At 58.1% G+C, this 22,067-nt stretch carries 20 protein-coding genes; 6 read left to right on the forward strand and 14 right to left on the reverse strand.

Going from position 1 to position 22,067, the window contains the following annotated elements:
- Positions 1–9 precede the first annotated feature (9 nt).
- The 12 genes from atpG to mioC form a co-directional block, all read right to left on the reverse strand.
- On the reverse strand, positions 10–876 hold the full coding sequence (atpG, locus tag IU367_RS21845) for a F0F1 ATP synthase subunit gamma (RefSeq protein ID WP_043135297.1): 867 nt from the start codon (positions 874–876) through the stop codon (positions 10–12).
- 43 nt (positions 877–919) lie between these two features.
- Positions 920–2,461, reverse strand: coding sequence for a F0F1 ATP synthase subunit alpha (gene atpA, locus IU367_RS21850; protein WP_043557317.1), 1,542 nt, complete (start codon positions 2,459–2,461; stop codon positions 920–922).
- 15 nt (positions 2,462–2,476) lie between these two features.
- The gene (atpH, locus tag IU367_RS21855; protein WP_043557318.1) at positions 2,477–3,010 is read right to left on the reverse strand and encodes a F0F1 ATP synthase subunit delta; all 534 of its coding nucleotides are present in this window, start codon (positions 3,008–3,010) and stop codon (positions 2,477–2,479) included.
- Positions 3,011–3,023: 13 nt separating this feature from the next.
- On the reverse strand, positions 3,024–3,494 hold the full coding sequence (gene atpF, locus IU367_RS21860) for a F0F1 ATP synthase subunit B (RefSeq protein WP_042873489.1): 471 nt from the start codon (positions 3,492–3,494) through the stop codon (positions 3,024–3,026).
- A 52-nt stretch (positions 3,495–3,546) separates the two neighbouring features.
- The gene (gene atpE / locus IU367_RS21865) at positions 3,547–3,789 is read right to left on the reverse strand and encodes a F0F1 ATP synthase subunit C (protein WP_005307205.1); all 243 of its coding nucleotides are present in this window, start codon (positions 3,787–3,789) and stop codon (positions 3,547–3,549) included.
- A gap of 58 nt (positions 3,790–3,847) precedes the next feature.
- Positions 3,848–4,630 (reverse strand): F0F1 ATP synthase subunit A, encoded by a 783-nt coding sequence (atpB, locus tag IU367_RS21870; RefSeq protein WP_042873491.1) that lies wholly within the window; start codon positions 4,628–4,630, stop codon positions 3,848–3,850.
- A gap of 8 nt (positions 4,631–4,638) precedes the next feature.
- The gene (locus IU367_RS21875) at positions 4,639–5,049 is read right to left on the reverse strand and encodes an ATP synthase subunit I (protein ID WP_010635593.1); all 411 of its coding nucleotides are present in this window, start codon (positions 5,047–5,049) and stop codon (positions 4,639–4,641) included.
- 190 nt (positions 5,050–5,239) lie between these two features.
- Positions 5,240–6,148 (reverse strand): ParB/RepB/Spo0J family partition protein, encoded by a 909-nt coding sequence (locus IU367_RS21880; RefSeq protein WP_043557320.1) that lies wholly within the window; start codon positions 6,146–6,148, stop codon positions 5,240–5,242.
- Positions 6,145–6,948, reverse strand: coding sequence for a ParA family protein (locus tag IU367_RS21885; protein ID WP_042037160.1), 804 nt, complete (start codon positions 6,946–6,948; stop codon positions 6,145–6,147). Before IU367_RS21885 ends, IU367_RS21880 begins: the two co-directional genes overlap by 4 nt.
- Positions 6,949–6,974: 26 nt before the next feature.
- Positions 6,975–7,601: a 16S rRNA (guanine(527)-N(7))-methyltransferase RsmG gene (gene rsmG / locus IU367_RS21890; protein ID WP_043557321.1), complete on the reverse strand. Its 627-nt coding sequence runs from the start codon at positions 7,599–7,601 to the stop codon at positions 6,975–6,977.
- Positions 7,602–7,609: 8 nt separating this feature from the next.
- Positions 7,610–9,499 (reverse strand): tRNA uridine-5-carboxymethylaminomethyl(34) synthesis enzyme MnmG, encoded by a 1,890-nt coding sequence (mnmG, locus tag IU367_RS21895; RefSeq protein WP_043557322.1) that lies wholly within the window; start codon positions 9,497–9,499, stop codon positions 7,610–7,612.
- A 509-nt stretch (positions 9,500–10,008) separates the two neighbouring features.
- Positions 10,009–10,458, reverse strand: a complete 450-nt coding sequence (gene mioC / locus IU367_RS21900) for an FMN-binding protein MioC (protein WP_098981241.1) — start codon at positions 10,456–10,458, stop codon at positions 10,009–10,011.
- Positions 10,459–10,832: 374 nt separating this feature from the next.
- Between mioC and IU367_RS21905 the strand changes: the two genes are divergently transcribed.
- From IU367_RS21905 to fhuB, 5 genes are all read left to right on the forward strand, one after another.
- The gene (locus IU367_RS21905) at positions 10,833–12,932 is read left to right on the forward strand and encodes a TonB-dependent siderophore receptor (RefSeq protein ID WP_274453093.1); all 2,100 of its coding nucleotides are present in this window, start codon (positions 10,833–10,835) and stop codon (positions 12,930–12,932) included.
- A gap of 84 nt (positions 12,933–13,016) precedes the next feature.
- On the forward strand, positions 13,017–14,663 hold the full coding sequence (locus IU367_RS21910; RefSeq protein WP_274453095.1) for a multidrug ABC transporter permease/ATP-binding protein: 1,647 nt from the start codon (positions 13,017–13,019) through the stop codon (positions 14,661–14,663).
- Between the two features lie 46 nt (positions 14,664–14,709).
- On the forward strand, positions 14,710–15,474 hold the full coding sequence (locus IU367_RS21915; protein WP_274453096.1) for an ATP-binding cassette domain-containing protein: 765 nt from the start codon (positions 14,710–14,712) through the stop codon (positions 15,472–15,474).
- 18 nt (positions 15,475–15,492) lie between these two features.
- On the forward strand, positions 15,493–16,413 hold the full coding sequence (locus IU367_RS21920) for an ABC transporter substrate-binding protein (protein ID WP_274453097.1): 921 nt from the start codon (positions 15,493–15,495) through the stop codon (positions 16,411–16,413).
- Complete coding sequence (gene fhuB, locus IU367_RS21925) at positions 16,410–18,392, forward strand: Fe(3+)-hydroxamate ABC transporter permease FhuB (RefSeq protein WP_274453098.1); 1,983 nt, start codon at positions 16,410–16,412, stop codon at positions 18,390–18,392. Before IU367_RS21920 ends, fhuB begins: the two co-directional genes overlap by 4 nt.
- A 419-nt stretch (positions 18,393–18,811) precedes the next feature.
- Here the strand turns inward: fhuB and IU367_RS21930 are convergent, their stop codons facing one another.
- Together IU367_RS21930 and IU367_RS21935 are read right to left on the reverse strand one after the other, a co-directional pair.
- Positions 18,812–20,131 (reverse strand): type II toxin-antitoxin system HipA family toxin, encoded by a 1,320-nt coding sequence (locus tag IU367_RS21930; protein ID WP_274453099.1) that lies wholly within the window; start codon positions 20,129–20,131, stop codon positions 18,812–18,814.
- Positions 20,131–20,385 (reverse strand): helix-turn-helix domain-containing protein, encoded by a 255-nt coding sequence (locus tag IU367_RS21935; protein ID WP_274453100.1) that lies wholly within the window; start codon positions 20,383–20,385, stop codon positions 20,131–20,133. The genes IU367_RS21930 and IU367_RS21935 overlap by 1 nt, the downstream gene beginning before the upstream one ends.
- Before the next feature lie 907 nt (positions 20,386–21,292).
- Here IU367_RS21935 and IU367_RS21940 point away from each other — a divergent pair.
- Positions 21,293–21,916 (forward strand): recombinase family protein, encoded by a 624-nt coding sequence (locus IU367_RS21940; protein WP_042878565.1) that lies wholly within the window; start codon positions 21,293–21,295, stop codon positions 21,914–21,916.
- Positions 21,917–22,067: the final 151 nt, after the last annotated feature.

The following is a 22,067-nucleotide window of genomic DNA, read 5'->3' on the forward strand; positions in this document are numbered from 1 at the left end:
ACCCTTGCCTTACACCGCAGCAGCACCGGATACGATCTCTGTCAGCTCCTGGGTAATACTGGCCTGACGGGCCTTGTTGTATACCAGTTGCAGATCGTTAATCAGGTTACCGGCGTTGTCAGTCGCGGCTTGCATGGCAACCATTCGGGCTGCCTGTTCACTTGCCAAGTTTTCTACCACCCCCTGGTACACCTGGGATTCGACGTAGCGAATCAACAGGGTATCCAGCAGCTGCTTGGGATCCGGCTCATAGAGGTAATCCCAGTGTTGCTTCTTGGCGAGCTTGCTGTCTTCAGTTACGGGCAAAGGCAGCAGTTGATCGACTCGTGGTTGCTGCACCATGGTGTTGACGAACTTGTTGTACACCAGGTACAGCTTGTCAATCTCACCGTTGTCGTAAGCCTTCAGCATGACCTTGACTGAACCAATCAGGTCATTGACGCTCGGGTTGTCACCCAGTCCTGCGACATGAGCTTTCACCTTGGCGCCGTGCCGTTCAAAGAAGTTGGAGGCCTTGTTGCCGATCAGAGCCAGGTCAACCTTGGCACCTTTCGCGCTCCATTGCTTCATATCATTGAGGGCAGCCTTGAACAGGTTGATGTTCAAACCGCCACACAGGCCACGGTCGGTGGAGACGACTATGTAACCCACTCGCTTTACCTCACGTTCCATGAGGTAGGGGTGCTTGTATTCCAAGTTCCCCTGGGCGATATGGCCGATCACCTTGCGCATGGTTTCAGCGTACGGACGGCTGGCAGACATGCGTTCCTGCGCACGGCGCATCTTGCTTGCTGCCACCATTTCCATAGCGCCGGTGATCTTCTGAGTGTTTTTCACACTCCCGATCTTGTTACGTATCTCTTTTGCGCCGGCCATCTCTTACTCTCCATCAGGTGGCAGCTCGCGCTGCCACACACGCTTACCAGGTCTGGGTTGCCTTGAAGTCATCCAGCAACGCAGTCAGCTTGCCAACGATCGCGTCGTTGTAGTCTGCTTTGGCATTGATTTCAGCCATCAGCTCAGCATGCTGGGTATTGGCGTAAGAGAGCAGAGCGGCTTCGAAGTCGACGATCTTGTTCAGCTCGACATCGGAGAGATAGCCTTTCTCGGCGGCGAACAGCACCAGCGACTGCTGGGCCACGCTCATCGGAGAGTACTGTTTCTGCTTCATCAGCTCGGTCACTTTCTGACCATGGTCCAGCTGCTTGCGAGTCGCATCGTCCAGATCGGAAGAGAACTGGGCAAATGCCGCCAGTTCGCGATACTGGGCCAGTGCGGTACGGATACCACCGGACAGCTTCTTGACGATCTTGGTCTGAGCGGCACCGCCCACACGGGATACGGAGATACCCGGGTCAACCGCCGGACGAATACCGGAGTTGAACAGCTGTGACGTCAGGAAGATCTGACCATCTGTGATGGAGATCACGTTGGTCGGTACGAATGCAGATACGTCACCGGCCTGGGTTTCGATGATCGGCAGCGCGGTCAGAGAACCGGTCTGGCCTTTCACGGCACCATTGGTGAACTTCTCTACGTACTCGGCGTTGACGCGAGCAGCACGCTCCAGCAGACGGGAGTGCAGATAGAAAACGTCACCCGGATAGGCTTCACGTCCTGGCGGACGGCGCAGCAGCAGGGAGATTTGGCGATAAGCTACGGCCTGCTTGGACAGGTCATCATAGATGATCAGCGCGTCTTCACCGCGGTCACGGAAGTACTCACCCATGGAGCAACCGGCATAGGGTGCCAGGTACTGCAGGGCAGCGGCTTCGGAGGCAGAAGCAACAACGACAATGGTGTTGGCCAGCGCGCCGTGCTCTTCCAGCTTGCGCACCACGTTGGCGATGGTGGAGGCCTTCTGGCCAATCGCAACGTAGACACACTTAATGCCGGAGTCTTTCTGGTTGATGATGGTGTCGATCGCGATGGCGGTCTTGCCCACCTGACGGTCACCGATGATCAGCTCACGCTGGCCACGACCGATTGGGATCATGGCATCGATGGCTTTCAGACCGGTCTGAACCGGCTGGTCAACGGATTTGCGCTCGATAACGCCCGGGGCGATCACTTCGATCGGCGAGAAGCCGTCGTTGTCGACCGGACCTTTGCCGTCGATCGGCTGACCCAGGGTGTTCAGCACCCGGCCCAACAGACCACGACCGACCGGCACTTCCAGAATACGGCCAGTGCCTTTTACTTTCATTCCTTCTGACAGACCGTCATAGGAACCCATGATCACAGCACCGACGGAGTCACGCTCCAGGTTCAATGCCAGAGCGAAGCGGTTGCCCGGCAGCTCGATCATCTCACCTTGCATGGCATCGGCCAGGCCGTGAATACGAATGATACCGTCGCTCACAGAGACGATGGTACCTTCGTTACGCGCTTCGCTTTTGACATCAAACTGCGCGATGCGCTGCTTGATAAGCTCGGCGATTTCAGTGGAATTCAGTTGCATGCTCTAATACCCCAATCAAGATTGCAGCGCGTCAGCCATGCGACCCAGCTTACCGCGGACAGAGCCGTCGATTACCAGATCACCGGCCTTGATGAGCACCCCGGCCATCAAGGACGCATCCATGCTGCAATTCAGCTTCACTTTGCGCGCGAGACGTTGTTCCAGAGAAGCCTGAATAGCGGCTTTCTGCTGGTCGGTCAGTTCGGTCGCCGAAATCACGTCAGCCTGAACTTCTTTATCCAGTTCAGCCTTGAACGCTACAAATTCAGCAACGACCGCCGGCAGCACACCCAAGCGACCATTCTCAGCCATCACCCGGATCAGGTTCTGGCCATGCTCGTCGAGTTGCTCACCACAGATACCGACAAAGAGATTTGCCAGTTCTTCGGCAGCGACAGAGCCGTTCACCAAGTTGTGAATGGTCTCGTTCTCCGCTACTTGTGCAGCGAAGCCGAGCATCCCCAGCCACTGGTCAACCGCCTTGTGCTCAACGGCAAACTCGAAAGCAGCCTTGGCGTAGGGGCGAGCGATTGTAGTCAGTTCAGACATAGCCCCGTTCCCGTTACAGTTCTGCTACCAGTTTGTCGACGATGTCGCTGTTGGCAGCCTGGTCGATGTGACGCGCCAGGATCTTCTCTGCACCAGCAATGGCAAGAGCAGCAACCTGCTTACGCAGTTCTTCTTTGGCACGATGACGTTCAGCTTCGAGCTCGGCGCGGCCCTGAGCCAGGATTTTTTCCCGCTCAGTCTGGGCTCCGACAGCAGCCTCATCAATGATCTGGGCTTTACGTTTGTTAGCCTGTTCAATGATTTCTGCAGCCTGGAGCTTGGCTTCTTTCAGCTGATCGGTGGCGTTGGCCTTGGCCAAATCCAGATCTTTCTTGGCACGCTCTGCGGAAGAGAGACCATCAGCAATTTCTTTCTGACGGGCTTCGATGGCTGCCATCAGCGGCGGCCACACGTACTTCATGCAAAACACTACGAAGAAGAAAAAAGCAATTGCTTGGCCGAGGAGGGTGGCGTTGATATTCACAGCCTATGTCCTCTTAGTTAGTTAATGGGTTATGCCTGGGAGTCGTTGAGACTTAGCCAGCAACCGCAAACATCACGTACAGACCCAGACCAACGGCGATCATCGGGATCGCATCCACCAGACCCATCACGATGAAGAACTGGGTACGCAGAACAGGGATCAGGTCAGGCTGACGAGCTGCACCTTCCAGGAACTTGCCACCCAGGATACCGATACCGATGGACGCGCCGATAGCCGCCAGACCCATCATCATTGCAGCAGCGATGTACAGCAGGTCCATGTTCAAGTTTTCCATGAGGATCTCCATTTATTTAGATGTAATTGATTGTATAAAAAGGATTATTTGAGTTGCATCAACCATGGTCTTCTTGTGCCATCGACAGATATACGATGGTCAGAACCATGAAGATAAACGCCTGCAAAGTGATGATCAGGATGTGGAAAATTGCCCAAGGCACGGACAGGATCCACTGTGACCACCAGGGTAACAAACCCGCAATCAGGATAAAGATCAGTTCGCCAGCATACATGTTGCCGAACAGTCGTAGACCCAGAGAAACAGGTTTGGAAATCAACGTGACGGTTTCAAGGATGAAGTTAACCGGGATGGCAGCCGGGTGGTTGAAAGGCTGAAGCGTCAGCTCCTTCACAAACCCGCTGATACCCTTGACCTTGATGCTGTAGTACAGGATCAAGAAGAACACGCCCAAAGCCATGGACATGGTGATGTTAACGTCAGCAGAGGGAACCACACGCAGATAGGGAACACCCATCAACTGTGCAGCGTGGGGGATAAAGTCAACTGGGATCAGATCCATGAGGTTCATCAGGAAGATCCACACAAACACCGTCAGGCCCAAAGGTGCGATGACCTTGTTACGACCATGGAAGATGTCCTTGACGTTACCACTCACAAACTCGACCAGCATCTCCACAAAGCACTGCAGCTTACCGGGCACACCACTGGTAGCGTTGACGGCTACACGGCGGAAAGACCAGATAAACAGAGTGCCCAACAGAACAGAAAATATCATTGAGTCGACATTGACTGTCCAGAACCCAGACCCGACTTGCAGATGGGTCAGATGGTGGGAGATATATCCCTGAGGAGTCAGGACTTCTCCGGTTGCAGACATGAGTTTTCCTAATAGTGGTTGTTAAGCGTGAATGAGACTATCCACTGTACAACGAGGGCGAGGATATAAGTGGCAAAGAACGAGACGGTATCGACCTCGATCCCGGCGCCAAACATCAGGGCGAAAAGTCCTGTTGTAGTAATGAGCTTAATCCCTGCCCCACCATAAAAGTCCCGCAGAACCAGGCCCACACTCTCCTTCGTCACCTTGCGGCGCAGAACCCAGAGCGTGAACAGGGCTTGAGGAACCCAGTACATGCTCCCCCCATAGAGGGAGGAACGTCCGGCAAACGCACCAGCCTGGTAAAACCAGACGGTACTGATCGCCAGGATCAGGACGAGCTGACAAACGAGCATAGCCAAGGCCAGCGTCAAACCTTCCAAGGCTATTTTCTGCTTCACCAACCTACCCCTGAACATTACAGAACTGTAAAAAATCGGGATCCGAAGACCCCGTGTTTACAGCCCTAAAAGCCGGTCAAATTATACCCTTGAAGACAGCTATTGCAACATGGCAAAAATCCTTAATTTTTGCGGCTTTCCGCACAGAATCAAGGTTATGTCCATATCAAAAGGAATGGATGTTTTATTACTACAAAAAGCGTAAAAATCACGTTTCTGACAGGCCAAAATAGCCCAATACCCGGTCCAAATCCGCCAAGTTCTCGTAACTTATTACTAACTTGCCGCTATCCTGTTTTCCCGGCTGAAGTTGTACCTGATTGCCAATTTTTTCTGAAATCTGGCGCTCCAGGTAACCAAACTGGGGATCACGGACGGGTTCAACCCTGGCTTTTGCCGGTTCCAGCGCTTTTTGAACCAGCTTCTCGGTATCTCGCACTGTCAGCCCCTTCTGGGCGACCAGCTTGGCCAGTTCGGACTGGGCCTGGCCACTCAACGCCAGCAGAGCGCGGGCATGGCCCATGTCGAGATCGCCGTGCTCGACGAAACGCTTGACGTCGTCGTTGAGCTGGTTGAGGCGCAACAGGTTGGTCACAGTAGTGCGGGACTTGCCCACCGCCTCGGCCACCTGCTGGTGGGTCAGCTCGAATTCGGTCAGCAGCCGCTGCAGGGCGACCGCCTCTTCGATGGCATTGAGATCTTCGCGCTGGATGTTCTCAATCAGCGCGATGGCGACAGCCGCCTCGTCGGGCACATCCTTGACGATGCAGGGCACCACATCGAGCCGGGCCAGCTGGGAGGCACGCCAGCGTCGCTCGCCGGCGATGATTTCGAAGGATTGCTCGCCGAGGGGGCGCACCACGATGGGCTGGATCACGCCCTGGGCACGGATGGAATTGGCCAGATCTTCCAGTGCATCCTGCGACATGTCCTTGCGTGGCTGGTACTTGCCGGACTGCAACCACTCCACCGGCAGCCTGCGCAGCTCCCCCTGATTGGTGGGGGCCATGGCCTGCTCGGTACGCTGGTCGCTCATCACCTGTTTCTGGCGCGCGGCCGTGCTGGTGCTGAGCAGGGCGTCCAGCCCCTTGCCCAGTCCACGTTTTTTCGGCGTCATATGCTCTCTCGGTCTGCGATGGTCACCTGACGCTCCTGCTCCTGGCGGCGCAGCATCTCGCCCGCCAGCGCCAGATAGGCCTTGGCGCCCACCGATGATTTGTCATAGTGCATGGCCGGGGCACCAAAGCTCGGCGCCTCCGCCAGTCTTACGTTGCGGGGGATTATGGTGCGATAGACCTTGTCCCCGAAATGCTGTTTCAGCTGATCGGACACATCATTGGCCAGCCGGTTGCGGTGATCGAACATGGTGCGCAGCACCCCTTCGATCTTCAGCTCCGGATTGACCACGGCTGCCAGCTTGCTGATGGTGTCGACCAGGGCGGTAAGCCCTTCCAGCGCATAGTATTCGCACTGCATGGGCACCAGCACGGAATCGGCGGCGGCCATGGCGTTCACGGTCAGCATGTTGAGAGAAGGCGGGCAGTCGATGAAGATGTAATCGTATTTGTCCCGTACCGAGGCCAGCGCATTGCGCAGGCGGATCTCGCGGGCAAAGAATTCCATCAGGCGGATTTCGGCCGCGGTCACGTCGGCGTTGGCGGCGATGAGGTGATAGCCCCCCGAGGTTTCGGGGATGATCACCTCGCCAATGGGGGCGTCTTCGATCAGCAGCTCATAGGCGGTGCGCTCGACTTCGTACTTGTCGACGCCGCTGCCCATGGTGGCATTGCCCTGCGGATCCAGATCGATCACCAGCACCTTGCGCCGGGTGGCGGCCAGGGAGGCGGCCAGATTCACACAGGTGGTGGTTTTACCCACTCCACCCTTCTGGTTGGCTATGGCGATGACTTTTCCCACACTATCCCCTAAATGAAACTGCGACCCTATTCGGGCTGGACATGTTTGAATTCCAGCAGATGACGTTCGCCTTCCAGTTCCGGCACCACCAGTTGATGGGAGGCGACCAGACGTATGTTGGCAGGCAGTTGAGCCAGCTCGGGCCCGGGGTATTGCCCCTTGAGCGCCAGGAAGCTGCCCTGGGCCGACGGCAGATGATGACACCAGGTCAGCATGTCCTCCAGCGAGGCAAAAGCCCGACTGAGTACGCCATCGAAGCCCACCTCGGGTCGATACTCTTCAACCCGGGATTTGACGGGCGTCACATTGGTCAAGCCCAGCTCCTGGATCACCTGGCGGATGAAGTTGATCCGCTTGCCCAGACTGTCCAGCAGCACGAACTGCTTGTCCGGATTGATGATGGCCAGCGGCAAGCCAGGCAGCCCAGGGCCAGTGCCCACATCGATGAAACGTTCACCGTGCAGGTGAGGGCTCACCACCAGGCTGTCGAGGATATGCTTGACCAGCATGGCGTCCGGATCACGCACCGAGGTGAGATTGTAAGCCTTGTTCCACTTGTGCAGCAACTCGACAAGCTGAACCAACTGGGTCTTTTGGGTGTCGGTGATAACAATACCGGCCTGCATGAGCAGGCCGTTCAATCTTTCCAGCATGGGGATCCTCAGGCGGTTTTACGCAGCAGGCCGTGTTTTTTCAGGTGAACCAGCAGGATGGAGATGGCTGCCGGGGTGATGCCGGAGATGCGGGAAGCCTGACCTATGGTCTGCGGCCTGGCATCGCTCAGCTTGGCGATCACCTCGTTGGAGAGACCGTTGACGTCGCGGTAGTTCATGTCCAGTGGCAACAGGGTGTTCTCGTTGCGCAGCTGCTTCTCCACCTCGTCGTGCTGACGTTCGATGTAACCGGCGTACTTGATCTGGATCTCCACCTGATCGGCGGCGGCGCGATCGCTCAGCGCCGGACCCACGCCTTCGATGGCCATCAGCGCATCGTAGGTCACCTCGGGACGACGCAGCAGCTCTTCCAGACTCTGCTCGCGGGTCAGCGGGGCATTGACCAGGGCGTTGACCGCCTCCAGCGATGGATGTTGCGGGTGGATCCAGGTCGAACGCATGCGCTGCTGCTCCAGCTCCACCTGTTCCATCTTGGCGTTGAATTTACCCCAGCGCTCGTCATCCACCAGACCCAGCTCGCGGCCGATGGCGGTCAGGCGCAGGTCGGCGTTGTCTTCCCGCAGCAGCAGGCGATATTCGGCACGACTGGTGAACATGCGGTAGGGCTCGCGGGTCCCCAAGGTGGAGAGATCGTCCATCATCACGCCCATGTAGGCCTGATCCCGACGCGGATGCCAGGGATCCTTGTCCTGGGCACGCAGACCGGCGTTCAAACCGGCCATCAGGCCCTGGGCCGCAGCCTCTTCGTAACCCGTGGTGCCGTTGATCTGGCCGGCGAAGAACAGGTTGCCGATGCACTTGCTCTCCATGTTGGCCTTGAGATCCCGCGGATCGAAGAAGTCATATTCGATGGCGTAGCCGGGACGGGTGATGTGGGCATTTTCGAAACCACGAATGGAACGCACTATCTGCACCTGCACGTCGAATGGCAGGCTGGTGGAGATCCCGTTCGGATAGAGTTCGTGGGTGGTCAAGCCTTCCGGCTCGACAAAAATCTGGTGTGCCGTCTTGTCCGCGAAACGGGTGATCTTGTCTTCGATCGACGGGCAGTAGCGCGGGCCTATCCCTTCGATCACCCCGGCATACATGGGACTGCGATCCAGATTGTTGCGGATCACGTCGTGGGTACGCTCGTTGGTGTGAGTGACGTAGCAGGGCACCTGACGGGGGTGCTGGCTGGCGTTGCCGATAAACGAGAAGACGGGGCGCGGATCATCGCCGTACTGGGCCTGCATCACGGAGAGATCGACGCTGCGGGCATCGATCCGCGGCGGTGTACCCGTCTTGAGGCGATCGATGCGCAGCGGCATCTCGCGCAGCCGTTGAGCCAGGGCGATCGAGGGAGGATCCCCTGCGCGGCCGCCCTTGTAGTTTTCCATCCCTATGTGGATCAAGCCATTCAGGAAGGTGCCTACGGTCAGCACCACAGTCTTGCCGCTGATGCGGATCCCGCTCTGGGTCACCACACCGGCAACACGATCCCCGTCCATGATCAGATCGTCACAGGCCTGCTGGAAGATCTTCAGGTTCGGGTAGTTCTCCAGCATCTGGCGTACGACGGCTTTGTAGAGCAGTCGATCCGCCTGAGCACGGGTGGCTCGTACCGCTGGCCCCTTGGAGGAGTTCAGGGTACGGAACTGGATCCCGCCAAGATCTATGGCTCGCGCCATGATCCCGCCGAGGGCGTCAACTTCCTTGACCAGGTGTCCCTTGCCGATCCCGCCGATCGCCGGATTACATGACATGTGTCCCAACGTATCGATATTGTGGGTCAACAACAGGGTATTCAGACCCATACGGGCTGCCGCTGTTGCTGCTTCGGTTCCTGCATGACCGCCACCGACGACGATCACATCAAATTGTTCATGGTATTGCATTGGGGATCACCTTGATCTGCACGCCTGAAGATCGTTGTTTGCCTGGGCTGAGGGGCGGAACATTCTATCTGTTTCGCGTCCTGAGGGGAACGTCTACTTAACGGTCAGTATGGAGGGAGGATCCACTTAATAGATCTTAAGGATCTTTAGATCGATCTTTTATTGGATCTTTTATTAGGATCCACCATTTCTGTTGATAAGCGCTTTTTGATCATAAAGATCATCTGGTTAAAGGCGATCTCAGCTTGTGGAAAAGCTTGGATCCTGGCCCCGTGAACAGGGGGATAACCAGTGCTTTTATACACAGGCGGCTAGCGGGCTGGATCTCATACATGGATAACTATAGGTTTTGCAGAGCTTTACACTGTAGTTATACACATTACCCCCGGTCGTTGTGGGTAACCATGTAGAACAAGTCGCCAGGATCAATCTGTTAATAACCTGGTGGATAGCGATCTGGGGATAAACGGGGAGATCAAGGCTTTTCTGCCGGATCTCCCAGGCCCTGATCAGGCGATCAACTGCATCCAGCCCTGGATCCAGGCTTCGGCGGCATCTTCCGGGATCTCGTGTTGGGTGACATCTATGTCGAGACGATCCCCGATCCGGCTGGCGCCGCACTCGGCCAGCAGCCGATCCAGTGTCTTGCCACCTTGGCAAAAGGTGTCATAACTGCTGTCGCCGAGGGCGATCACGCCATATTTCAAGGCATTAAGATCCGGATGCTGCTCGGCAAGATCCTTGGCGAAGGGTTGCAGGTTGTCGGGCACGTCGCCAGCGCCGTGGGTGGAAGTGACCACCAGCAGGATGGCGTCCGGCTCGGCCAACACCTCGGCCAGCGTGGCCGGATTGTGGATCTCGGCCTGATGGCCTGCCTGTTCCAGCAGGTTGGCGACGTGGTCTGCGACATATTCGGCGGCGCCCAGCATGGAGCCGACGACGAGATTGAGTTTGGCCATGGAATGGATCCTGAAAAATGCGGAACCCGGATTCTACCGTCAAAGGGTGTGGATAAATATGGATAAAGCTTGGGGATAATGGATCCTCTTTTCTTTGCTTATATAAAGCAGGATCCCTCGATTTCCTCTTTCCTCCGATCTTTTTAGCAGGGATGCCTCCGTCTGCTCCCTTCCTCTTCTGCCCGAAAATCGCCTGCTTGATACGTTAAGTAACAATGCAGATGCAAATGATTAGCAATTATTGAATCGATTCGATCATGGCTCCTGTAGTAGCATGACGCTGCTTTATTCGCCTGAGGAACCGGGCCGACCGGCATGACCGGGCACCAATAATAAGAAACCAGAAACAACTCATTGATATTTGAGACACTTATATGATTGCGCAAAAAAACACCCCAATCGCAGCGATGCGAAAGAGAGGGGCACAGCATCTGCTGCCGCTCTCCTGCCTGCTGGCAAGCCTGCCAGTGCTGGCTGAACAACCGAAAGAACTGCCCAAGGCCAGCGAAACCATGGTGGTCACCGGCACCGCCATGAAGGTGGAAGTGCCCATGGCCGAGACGCCTCGCGCCGTCTCAGTGGTCAACCGCGAGGATCTGGATCAGCACGCCGTGCAGCAGCTTGACGAGTCCCTGCGCTATCGCTCCGGCGTGCTCAGCGGCCTCTATGGCTCCGACAACAATACCGACTGGTTCAAGGTGCGCGGCTTCGATGCAGCCTCCTATCTGGACGGCAACCGCCTGTTCGGCACAGGTTACTATGTCTGGACGCCCGAGCCGTTCGGCCTGGAGAGCGTGGAAGTGCTGAAAGGGCCGGCCTCGATCCTCTACGGCGAGGCGCCTCCCGGCGGCGTGATCAATGCCATCAGCAAGCGGCCGACCACCACCCCGCAGGGGCTGCTGGATCTGCAGCTGGGCAGCCGGGATCATCGCCAGATCGGGGTGGATGTCTCCGATGCGCTGACCGACAACAGCCGCTACCGCATGGTTGCCCTCTATAAAGAGCGTGATGGCGTGCTGGATGGCACTTACAACGATCGCGTCTATCTGGCGCCGAGCGTGACCTTTGATCTCTCGGATCGCACCAGCCTGACCCTGCTGGCCAGCTTGCTGCACGACGAAGGGGTACCGACCAACGGCTTCTTCCCCGTCTACGGCACGCTCAATACCAGCGGCGGCCAGATCGATCCCTCCACCAACCTGAGCCAGCCGGATTACGATCGCAACCGCAACACCCAGATCTCCACCGGTTACGAGCTGGCCCACCAGCTCAACCAGACCTGGGAGTTCAAGCAGAACGTCCGCTTCAACTACAACGATCTGCTGCTGCGTCAAACCTATATCTTCCCGACCTATGAAGGCACCACCGCCTTCCGCGGTCTGGTCTACCGGGATGGCAACACCAAGAGTGCCACCATGGACAACCAGATGGTGGGGTACTGGAACACCGACAGCACCGAACAGACCCTGCTGCTGGGGGTGGATCTGCAGCGTCATGTCAATGAAGGCCAGGAAGCCGACAACTACGGCATGGGCTCCATCAACACCATGAACCCGGATTACAGCGGCTTCCCCGGTTTTGATGAATCCACCGCCACCCACCAGAAGAGCACCAAGGGCCAGAGCGGCTTCTATGCCCAGCACCAGGTTCGCTGGGACGATCGCTGGTTGCTGACCGGCGGCGGTCGCTTCGACTACGTGGAGACCCACAACATCAGCGAAGCCAAGGGCAAGAACGAGAAGCAGTATGATCACGAGCTCTCCCTCTCCGGCAGCCTGATGTACCTGGCCGACAACGGTCTCTCTCCTTATATTGCCTACGCCGAGTCGTTCGAGGTGTTGCCGGGGATCGACCCCAACACCAGCGAGTCCTACAAGCCGCTCAAGGGCACCCTGTATGAGACAGGCGTCAAGTACGCGCCGAGCTTCCTCGACGGCTACATCAACCTGGCGCTGTTCGATCTGGAGCAGACCAACTCGCTGGTCTCCACCGGTTCAGGTCAGCAGACCCAGGCCGGCGAAGTGACCTCCCAGGGCGTCGAGCTGGAAGGGAGCGTGCAGGCCACCGAGGCACTGCGTCTCACCGCCGCCTACACCTATACCGATGCCAAGACCAACGACACCGGCAATCGCCGTGCCAGCCTGATCCCGCGCCACCAGGCCTCCTTCTGGGGCAGCTACAAGGTGCAGCAGGGTCCGGTTTCCGGTCTGGAACTGGGATCCGGCGTGCGTTATGTCGGCTCCAGTGTCGGCATAGGTGCCGTGAATGCGGACTACACCCCCATCTATGGTTCTGCTCAGGTGCCGGCCCATACCGTGTGGGATGCGATGATCGGGTATGACTTTGCCAAGAACTGGCGAGCCCAGCTCAACGTCAACAACCTGCTGGGTGATACCTATGTGGCCAGCTGTGACTACTACTGCTACTACGGCGAGCCGCGCAGCGTAGTGGGCAGCATCAACTACCGCTGGTAATAGAGGAAGGGTGGGGGCCCAGGCTCCCGCCCTCCTTTTTCCCTGCACATTGCTCCTGGCATATCTCTAGAATACCGGTCCGTTATGGAACTCTTGTCTCTGGTTTACCGCCAATATCGTTGGCCCTTCATCGCCATTACCCTGCTCAGCCTGCTCAGCGCAGTGAGCGGGATCGGCGTCATTGCCTTTATCAATCACTCTCTTGTCGAATCCGTCGGCGATCCGCTGCCGGTACTTGGCCAACTGCTTGGCTTGATCCTGTTGCTGCTGGTGATCACACTCGGCTCTCAATTGGCCTTGACCACACTCGGTCATCATTTTGTCTACCGGTTGCGGGGCCGTCTGCTCAAGCAACTGCTGGATACCGATGTCGCCCGCATTCGCCAGCTTGGCCAGGGGCCGCTGCTGGCATCCCTCTCCAGCGACATAGGCCAGATCACCATCGCCTTCGTGCGCCTGCCCGAGCTGGTACAGGGGCTGGTGCTCACCCTGGGCTCGGCCCTCTATCTCGGCTGGCTCTCGCCGGCCCTGCTCGGCGTCACCGCCCTCTGGGTCACTGTCACCATGGTGGTAGGCTGGCTGCTGGTGAACCGCGTCTATCACCACCTGTCCCACATGCGTCAGGCCGAGGACAGGCTCTACCAGAACTATCAGGCCATCATAGCCGGCAGCAAGGAGCTGGCGCTCAATCGCGAGCGGGCCCACTTCGTCTACCACCAGCTCTATGAGCAGAACGCCCGTGACTATCGCCAGCAGATCATCCGCGCCGACACCTATCACCTGAGCGCGGTGAACTGGTCGAATATCATGATGCTGGGGGCCATCGGCCTGGTCTTCTTCCTGGCCAACGGGCTGGGCTGGGCCAACACCAATGTGGCCGCCACCTTCGCGCTAACCCTGCTGTTCCTGCGCACGCCCTTGTTGCAGGGGATTGGCGCCCTGCCGACTCTGCTCTCCGCCCAGGTGGCGTTCGACAAGATAGCCGCACTGGCGCTGGCCGAGCCGGATCCCGACTTCCCGCTGCCGCCCGCGCCCCGTGCCTGGCAACGCATCGAGCTGGAGCAGGTGAGCTTTCACTATCAGGGGGAGGGCGGTTTCGCCGTGGGCCCCATCAATCTGGTGATCGAGCGGGGGGAGCAAGTCTTCATCATAGGCGGCAACGGCTCCGGCAAGTCGACTCTGGCCATGCTGCTGACCGGCCTCTATCAGCCGGTGTCTGGCCGGATCCTGCTGGATGGCGAGCCTGTCACGGATTGCAACGCCTATCTGGCGCTCTTCTCCGCCATCTTCACCGACTACCACCTGTTCCAGCACCTGCTGGGGCCCGAGCCCAAGGCCGAGCTGGTGGCCGAGTGGCTGGATCGGTTGCAGATGGGCAGCAAGCTTGCCATCGAGGATGGCTTCATCGCCGATATCGACCTCTCCCAGGGGCAGCGCAAGCGGGTCGCCCTGCTGCTGGCGCTGGCTGAGCAGCGCGAGGTGATGCTGTTTGACGAGTGGGCCGCGGATCAGGATCCCCAGTTCCGCCGCATCTTCTATCAGCTGCTGCTGCCGCGCCTCAAGGCGATGGGCAAGACGGTGATCGCCATCAGTCACGACGATCACTACTTCGCGTTGGCCGATCGCCTGCTGGAGATGCGCCAGGGTCAGCTTATCGAGCTGACCGGCGAACGACGCGAGCAGGTCAGCCAGGATGCCGTCGCTCATCTGGATTGCGAGGTGCCGGCTTGATGCCTGCACCGATGAGACTGGCATCAGGCCAGCACAGGAATTGCTTATGTTTGAGATGAAAGCCGCCAGCTTCGCGGTAAACGACCGCCAGCTGCTGCACCCAACGGACCTGCGTTTCGAGCAGGGCCGGGTCTATGGCCTCATAGGCCACAACGGCTCGGGCAAATCCACCCTGCTCAAGCTGCTGGCGCGCCAGCAGCCCCTGAGTGACGGCGAGATCCTGTTCGATGACAAGCCGCTGCAGGCGTGGGGCAATCGGGACTTCGCCCGTCAGGTGGCCTATCTGCCCCAGCATCTGCCGAGCGCCGAGAACCTGCTCGGGCGCGAGCTGGTGGAGATGGGTCGCTATCCCTGGCGCGGTCTGCTGGGCCGCATGGGGGAGGAGGATCAGCGTCAGGTCGAGCGGGCCATCGCCCTCACTCATACCGAACGCTTCGCCGACAGGCTGGTGGATACTCTCTCCGGCGGCGAGCGGGGGCGGGTCTGGCTGGCCATGCTGCTGGCGCAGGAGAGCCGCTTTATCCTGCTGGACGAGCCGCTGGCCGCGCTGGACGTGGCCCATCAGGTGGAGGTGCTGACTCTGGTCAAGCAGCTCAGCCGTCAGCTCAACCTCGGGGTCATCATAGTCATTCACGACATCAACATGGCCTCCCGCTTCTGCGATCGGCTGGTGGCACTGCACTCGGGCCGCCTGCTCACCCATGGCGAGCCAGATCGGATCATGACCAGCGAGACCCTGCACGCCATCTATGGCATCCCGATGGAGGTCATTCGCCACCCGGCCCATGACCACGCCATCGCCATCGTTTAGATAAGGCTTGTTATCTCGATGTTTTTATTAAAGAAAGCTGTCTGGTTCTGCTGCCTCTTGGCTCCGTTTATGTTGCAGGCCGAGCCAGCGATGCCTGCCGCTGCAGACCTCCCTCAAGCCGATGCTGTGAAGTCGGTACCCCGCCTTGCCACAGTCGACTGGACCATAGCCGAAACCCTGCTGGCGCTGGGGGTGATCCCGCTGGCGGTGGGGGATGTCAGCTCCTACCGCGCCTGGGTCGGCGAGCCGCTGCTGCCGGCCGAGGTGGTGGATATAGGCCTGCGGGCTCAGCCCAACCGCGAGCTGCTGGCCGAGTTGAAACCCGATCGCATCCTCATATCCCCGCTGGCGGCGCCGCTGGCACCGACCCTGTCCCGCATCGCACCCGTGCAGTCCATCGCCCTCTATGATCCGCAAACCGATCTGTGGCAGCGGCTCCATGAGGCGACCCTGACCATAGCGGCGCTGGTGAACAAAACGGCCGAGGCCGAGAGGCTGCTGGCCGGGCTGGATCGGGATCTGGCGCAGATGCGGACCGAGTTGCCAGCGGATCTGCCGCCCCTGCTGGTGGTGCAGTTTATCGATGAGCGCCACGTGCGGGTGTTCGGCCGTCACAGCCTGTTCGAGGCCGTGATGCAGCGACTCGGCCTGCGCAACGCCTGGCAGGGGGAGACCAATGCCTGGGGTTTCTCGGTGGCCAGCATAGAGCAGTTCATGGCGCTGCCAGCCGCGCGGCTGGTGGTGGTGGATCCCATCCCCGTCGGGGTGAGCGAGCGGCTGCAGGAGCCCGGCCTGTGGCAGCATCTGCCGCTGGTGCAGCAGGCACCTGTGCTGCATCTGCCCGCAGTCTGGAGCTTCGGTGGCGTACTCGCCGCCCGCCGCTTCGCCAGCCTGCTCAACGAGGCATTGCAGCAGGATGCCAGGGGAGCTAGCCAATGAAACACATATTCCCATCCCCGCTGCTGCGGCCGGCCTTGATCCTGCTGGGGCTGACACTTTCGCTCGCTGGCTGGGATCTGGCCCGCCAGGTGCCGGGTGCGCTCTGGTGGCAGACCCTCTTCTCGCCGAATCTGGAGGATGTCCGTCAGGCCGTGGTGCACTTCAGCTGGCTGCCCCGGCTGACGGTGACTCTGCTGGCCGGAGCCGCCCTCGGTCTGGCCGGCACCCTGATGCAGCAGGTGCTGCGCAACCCGCTCGCCTCGCCAACTACCTTGGGGGTGGCCTCCGGCGCCCAGCTGGCGCTGATGATGGTGACCCTGTTTGCTCCCTCCTGGCTGCTGCTGGGGCGGGAGTGGATCGCCATGGCCGGTGGCAGCCTCGCCATGGCGCTGGTGTTCGCCCTGGCCTGGCGCCGTCAGCTCAATCCTGTGGTCATCGTTTTTGCGGGCCTGGTGATCAACCTCTATCTGGCGGCCATCAGCATGGGGCTGCTGCTGTTCTTTCAGGAGGAGCTGAAGGGACTGCTGGTGTGGGGCAGTGGCTCCCTGGCCCAGAACAGCTGGAGCGGAGTGAGCTATCTGCTACCACGGCTGCTGGTGGCGGGTGGGCTGGCGGCTGTGCTGGTGCGCCCGCTGGCGGTGCTGGAGCTGGACGATGCCAGCGCCCGCAGCCTGGGTGTTTCCTTGCAGCAGCTGCGACTGGCCGGACTCGGGCTGGCGGTGTTCGTCACCGCCTGCGTGGTGAGCGTGGTGGGGCTGATCGGTTTCATCGGGCTGGCGGCGCCGGCCATGGTGCGGCTGCTGGGGATCCGTCAACTCGGCCAACGGTTGTTGTGGGGGCCAATCCTGGGGGCTCTGCTGCTGACGGCCACCGATCTGCTGCTGCAGACCCTGAGCAACGTCTGGCCCGTGCTGATCCCGACCGGTGCCATGACGGCCTTGCTGGGGGCGCCGCTGCTGCTCTGGCTGATCCCGCGGCTGGCCCTGAAGTCCGGCTCGCCTAAGGGGGCAAGCGGCCTGTCGGTCGCACGGCATCCGGCCCCGACTCGGCTGCTCACCTTACTGCTGCTCGGCCTGGGGCTCGCCATCATAGGCTCCCTGCTGGTCGGGCAGGGGATGGCTGGCTGGAGCTGGCCGAGCTGGCTCAGGTGGCAGGCCCAGCTGGAGTGGCGCCTGCCGCGCACCCTGGCGGCCGGTGCCGCCGGCGTCTTGCTGGCGCTGGCGGGTACCCTGCTGCAGCGGGTCAGCAACAACCCCATGGCGAGCCCTGAGCTGCTGGGGGTGAGCGGCGGTACCTTCATGGGGGTGATAGCGACGGCCTTGCTGCTGCCGGCTTTGCCGCTGCCCATTATGCTGCTGGGTGGCCTGCTCGGCGCCTTCGCTTGTCTCTTGTTGCTGGTGCTGGTCAACCGCAAGCACGGCTTCCAGCCGGAGCGGATCCTGCTGTCCGGCATCGCCATCACGGCGCTGTTCGAGCCGCTGCAGGCCATAGCGCTGGCCAACGGCGACATGCGGGTGCAGCAGCTGCTCTCCTGGATGTCCGGCTCTACCTATTACGTCACCCTGCCGGTGGCTTATGGACTGGTGGCACTGGCGGTATTGATGCTGGCAGCCTGCCTGCTCATCAGCCGTTGGCTCGATCTGCTGCCGATGGGGTCGGCGCTGGCGACCGCATTGGGCATTCGCCTCAACCGGGCCCAGCTCGCCATACTGCTGTTGGTGGCCGTGCTCACCGCCAGCGCCACCCTGGTGGTGGGGCCGCTCTCCTTCGTCGGTCTGCTGGCCCCGCACATGGCCAAGCTGATGGGACTGGTGCGGGCCCGTTGGCACCTGCTCGGGGCCGCCGCTGCCGGTGCCCTGCTGATGGTGTCGGCGGACTGGATCGGCCAGCAGATCCTGTTCCCGCAGGACGTGCCGGTCGGGCTGGTCTCCACCCTGTTAGGGGGCGCTTACTTCATGTGGTGCCTGCGCCGTCTGTAGGTTTTCGAAGAAAAAACGCACAAAAAAGCCCGGGATAAACCCGGGCTTTTTATTGCCTGCCGTGCGGCGTTACTTGCCGATGCAGAATGTAAATAATCTATTATCTTCAACATGTTAGTGACTTTTCGGGGGCCACTTGGGGTAAAAGTAACTAAAACAGCATATTGAGAGGCCGCTCACAGGTTTCTGCTATCGTGCTGCGTTCCCACATAGTCCATTCTCGATCGTGCAGCCTTCCCATATGAATCAATACGAGGCCACCACACGCAGTCAAAACCTCTTTTTAGGTGAGTTTTGAACATATTTTGAACCGACTATAGCATCGCTTGGTGCCTGGAAAGCCGCTTTTACTCTTCGAACTGTGCAAGCTTCCCATCGGTGGTTTGGCTAACCGTGCAATCACCCCACATACCGCCAATTTAATCCCAGCCTTTTATCAGCCTAGCAGAGCGGGCTTTTAGGCCCTCTAGAATGGAGCTGCTGATGGCATCGGGGAAGCCTGCTGGCAATTGCTGGGTAACGCGTTCAATAACATCATCAACGGAGTTGGCCAGTTCTGTCAGGATCTCTTCCATAGCAGAACGCTCAAATCCCACAGCTTTCGCCGTTTGGAAGAAATGGCGCGGGAATATCTGCTCAATGGCGTACTTCTTTCCCTTGCTGCTTGCTAGGCCCATAGCGAGCTTGGCGTCCCTTCGGTTGAGGCCTCGGCCGCCAAACACTGGATAGACAGATAGGATGTCGTAAAAAGGGGTCAGGCGAAAACGCCCTTCCGGTTCAATAAAGACCGAGAAGTTCTTTGCATGGCCATCGGTGGCCGCCAGCAGCCAGAACAGGACCTGAGATTTCATGAACAGGTAGCGATCCTGTTCTGGTGTCGCAGAGCCCAGCAAGGTTTTCATGATGTCAGTGATCCCCGGTCCTCCATGGCTCTCGTATTTCCGTGCTGACGGAACATTCAATACCTGACAGAAATCTTCTTGGGGAAGGCGCATGATCCAACTGCGATCTGTAGCGTAACGTCTGTCGAAGCGTTCCACCGCAAGTGCTTTGACCTGGCCAACCTGCATCATGAAGCAGTGAGGTACGGGTAGACTAAACTCCTTGGCAATCAGAGTGCAGATGTATTCGTTTTCTACGCTCTGGGAGAGGTCTATCGAGTAGGAGTGGCTTTCAATCTTGCCGATAGGGAGTTTAATAATGTGGGTTGTCGGCGTTGCGTTGAGTGGCAAGTACCAGCGGCCATCGAGATAGAGCAGCGCAGTCTTTTCTTGCGCCCCGGCGATAGAGATCCGGAACTCCTCTTGCTCCCTGACCATCCCCAAAGGGATTCCTGATTTGTAGCTGGTCAGGATCTGCTCGAGCTCGTCATCGGAAAGTGCCTTGTAGTCGATTCGCCTGACATCTGGAACATCGTGCCCTTCGGTAACCAGCTGTAATGCCCCTACGCTATCCTGGCCAATGCAACTGAGCAGATCGAAGGGCTGGGTTGATACCGCTTGATAGCGTGCTACAACCCTGTTCCTCACCTCCGTATTATCTGGCAGCAGGTTGTCGAAGAAGTTATAGGCTTCATCGCCCCGGTAGGCCTGATGGCGCAATGGCATGGAGAGTGAGATGGGACGGCTGCCCGGTTGTGCTAGCCATGACCCATGGTACTGAAACTGATGGGCGCCGCTGGTAGTTTTGGTGAATGTGCCCACCCGATAGCCGTTCATGTAGACAGCCAGATTGGCCATTACCACTCCTCCTTCCAGCTCGATGCCGGACTATCGGATGACTCATTGCGGGGTTTGATATCCACTGACAATTCGAGTGCTGCGAGGATCTTGAACAGGGTTTCCAGCTTGGTGGACTCAGGGTTGAGCTCGAAGCTGGAGACAGTGTCTTGCCTAATCCCCACTTTCTCGGCCACTTTGCCTTGAGAGAGCTTTTGAGAAAGTCTGGCATCCTTGATACAGGCGCTCAGTTGCTTGGCGCTGGTTACTTTCATGATTCAACAACCTGGTAGCGTGCCTTCTTCCAATTTACACGCTATGGCAGGTATATCAATATTTACCTGTTATAGAGGGTAAGTATCATTTACACGCCATAGGCGGTATTTAACATTTATCCCCTATAGCGGGTAAGAGAACAGCAGACGGGGAGATTACCCAACCAGTTGAGACCTTGCTCTGCAAACGTCAATAGTTGGTTACTTTAGCTCTGAGCGATCAGGCCGCAGATTATCTTGAGTTCGATAATAAGGTCATCGTGCACTAACGCGTTGCGCAGGCCAATGAGCTTGCGCAGAGTGTCAGAGGGGATAGCCTTGCGGCCCGAGAAGGTGGACCTATTAAGAAATTGAATCGGCCTTGGAGCGTGGGGCCAAAAGAACCTAGCGTCATCACCAGTAAGGTGGCTGGGAGAGGACATAAACTAGGGCTACGCGTTGATTATTGCAGTTCAAGTCAGAACTGAAAAGGTACATATCCGAGCATATGTACTAATTTTGGGCTGAAAAATCATACATCTTACTCACTCAAACCATGGGGTAAAGAACTGCCGCGCTACGCTTGGCTGCTGGCTTGTTCGGCGAGTCGAAAAGATGACTCACCTCAAAGCCCAGCTTCTGTAGATTTCCTCCTTTGGCAGCCCATTCAGCAGATCAGGAATCGTGAGCAACGTCGCTTAAATACTCAAATACAACTCAAAAGCGACTTTGTGATGACGGATCACACTTAAAGTTTGTGCTGTCAGATCAAAAGGCTATCGAAAGGTCGTGTTTTGATCGTCATGCGGTGGTTTTAAAAAGGTATACCCCATAAAAACTACTCAATATCCTCTCGAAAACAACATTGAAACCACTTATATTGAACCAGCAATTCAGAACCAGTTTAAACAGACCGATAGAGGTTTCAATGTTCATACGGGCGTACTTACGTGCATCGACAGTGGAGCAGGATGCCGAGCGGGCACGAGAGCTGCTGATTGGTTTTGCTGCGGAGCATGGCCATCAGATTGCCAGTTTCTATGTGGAGAATGAGTCTGGGGCGACGCTGGACAGGCCTGAGCTTATGCGGCTGATCCGCGACGCTGCAGATCGTGACATTGTGCTGGTAGAACAGATTGATCGTCTGGCTCGTCTCAATCAGACGGATTGGCAAACATTGAAGCAGTTGTTGGCTCAGAAACAGCTCTCCATCGTTTCTCCGGAGCTTCCGACTTCCTGGGTGGCGTTACAGGGGGACAGCCGCTCCGAGTTCACCAGCGCCATCTTGCAGGCTGTAAATGGCATGCTGCTGGATATGTTGGCAGCCGTCGCTCGCAAAGACTACGAAGATCGCCGACGCAGGCAACAGCAGGGTATTGCCAAGGCCAGGGATGAGGGGAAATATCGCGGTCGCCAGAAAGATGAAAAGAAGCGTCAGCACATCGCACAGTTGTTGAGCACCGGACACAGCTACTCGGTGATCCAGGAAATGTTGGGCTGCTCCCGCCATCTGATTTCATGCGTGGCAAAAGAGGTCCGTTCAGCAAAATAGCGGGTCATTTATCCGAAGAACCCATACGACGCTTTTCGATATACAGCCATGCAGCAAAGGCACCAAAGCCTATCAGGAATGCAAACAAGATGCTCAGGATGACGATGCTGTTCATGGTGATGACCTCGCAATCAGGTGATCGTGTGACAAA

Origin of the sequence: Aeromonas bestiarum, assembly GCF_028751155.1 — a bacterium.
Lineage (GTDB): Bacteria > Pseudomonadota > Gammaproteobacteria > Enterobacterales > Aeromonadaceae > Aeromonas > Aeromonas bestiarum.

What these genes read in the sequence shown, in the direction of transcription:
- atpG (WP_043135297.1), bottom strand. Translation starts at nt 876, where the DNA reads ATGGCCGGCGCAAAAGAGATACGTAACAAGATCGGGAGTGTGAAAAAC.
- atpA (WP_043557317.1), bottom strand. Translation starts at nt 2,461, where the DNA reads ATGCAACTGAATTCCACTGAAATCGCCGAGCTTATCAAGCAGCGCATC.
- atpH (WP_043557318.1), bottom strand. Translation starts at nt 3,010, where the DNA reads ATGTCTGAACTGACTACAATCGCTCGCCCCTACGCCAAGGCTGCTTTC.
- atpE (WP_005307205.1), bottom strand. Translation starts at nt 3,789, where the DNA reads ATGGAAAACTTGAACATGGACCTGCTGTACATCGCTGCTGCAATGATG.
- atpB (WP_042873491.1), bottom strand. Translation starts at nt 4,630, where the DNA reads ATGTCTGCAACCGGAGAAGTCCTGACTCCTCAGGGATATATCTCCCAC.
- IU367_RS21875 (WP_010635593.1), bottom strand. Translation starts at nt 5,049, where the DNA reads ATGTTCAGGGGTAGGTTGGTGAAGCAGAAAATAGCCTTGGAAGGTTTG.
- IU367_RS21880 (WP_043557320.1), bottom strand. Translation starts at nt 6,148, where the DNA reads ATGACGCCGAAAAAACGTGGACTGGGCAAGGGGCTGGACGCCCTGCTC.
- rsmG (WP_043557321.1), bottom strand. Translation starts at nt 7,601, where the DNA reads ATGCTGGAAAGATTGAACGGCCTGCTCATGCAGGCCGGTATTGTTATC.
- mnmG (WP_043557322.1), bottom strand. Translation starts at nt 9,499, where the DNA reads ATGCAATACCATGAACAATTTGATGTGATCGTCGTCGGTGGCGGTCAT.
- mioC (WP_098981241.1), bottom strand. Translation starts at nt 10,458, where the DNA reads ATGGCCAAACTCAATCTCGTCGTCGGCTCCATGCTGGGCGCCGCCGAA.
- IU367_RS21905 (WP_274453093.1), top strand. Translation starts at nt 10,833, where the DNA reads ATGATTGCGCAAAAAAACACCCCAATCGCAGCGATGCGAAAGAGAGGG.
- IU367_RS21910 (WP_274453095.1), top strand. Translation starts at nt 13,017, where the DNA reads ATGGAACTCTTGTCTCTGGTTTACCGCCAATATCGTTGGCCCTTCATC.
- IU367_RS21915 (WP_274453096.1), top strand. Translation starts at nt 14,710, where the DNA reads ATGTTTGAGATGAAAGCCGCCAGCTTCGCGGTAAACGACCGCCAGCTG.
- IU367_RS21920 (WP_274453097.1), top strand. Translation starts at nt 15,493, where the DNA reads ATGTTTTTATTAAAGAAAGCTGTCTGGTTCTGCTGCCTCTTGGCTCCG.
- fhuB (WP_274453098.1), top strand. Translation starts at nt 16,410, where the DNA reads ATGAAACACATATTCCCATCCCCGCTGCTGCGGCCGGCCTTGATCCTG.
- IU367_RS21930 (WP_274453099.1), bottom strand. Translation starts at nt 20,131, where the DNA reads ATGGCCAATCTGGCTGTCTACATGAACGGCTATCGGGTGGGCACATTC.
- IU367_RS21935 (WP_274453100.1), bottom strand. Translation starts at nt 20,385, where the DNA reads ATGAAAGTAACCAGCGCCAAGCAACTGAGCGCCTGTATCAAGGATGCC.
- IU367_RS21940 (WP_042878565.1), top strand. Translation starts at nt 21,293, where the DNA reads ATGTTCATACGGGCGTACTTACGTGCATCGACAGTGGAGCAGGATGCC.